Genomic DNA, 249 nt, shown 5'->3' on the forward strand with positions numbered 1-249 from the left:
AAACCGGCCTCGTTCTTCCTGGAAGAAGCTGATCGCCAGGTTCGCAAGCGCTTCAACATGCCGGCCGGTGAACAGACTCCGGCGGCCAAGGAAGCAGCCAAGCCGCGCCAGCCCGATCTGTCGAAGGTGCCGAAGACGTTGGCACAACTGCCGGCCGCCGAGATGGCCGAGACTGGCGACGTCGAGTTCGCCTACCTGGACAAGCTGGAAGGTATCGCGCTTGAGCAGGCGCTGCGCAAGCTGACGCCG

1 protein-coding gene is annotated in these 249 nt (G+C 64.3%); it reads left to right on the forward strand.

Features of this window, described 5'->3' with window-relative positions; genetic code table 11:
* A partial coding sequence (locus tag B4920_RS29680) for a hypothetical protein (RefSeq protein WP_216820110.1) occupies nucleotides 1-249 on the forward strand: 249 nt, incomplete at both ends.

Origin of the sequence: Zoogloea sp. LCSB751 (assembly GCF_002028455.1) — a bacterium.
In the GTDB taxonomy this organism is placed as follows: Bacteria; Pseudomonadota; Gammaproteobacteria; order Burkholderiales; family Rhodocyclaceae; genus Zoogloea.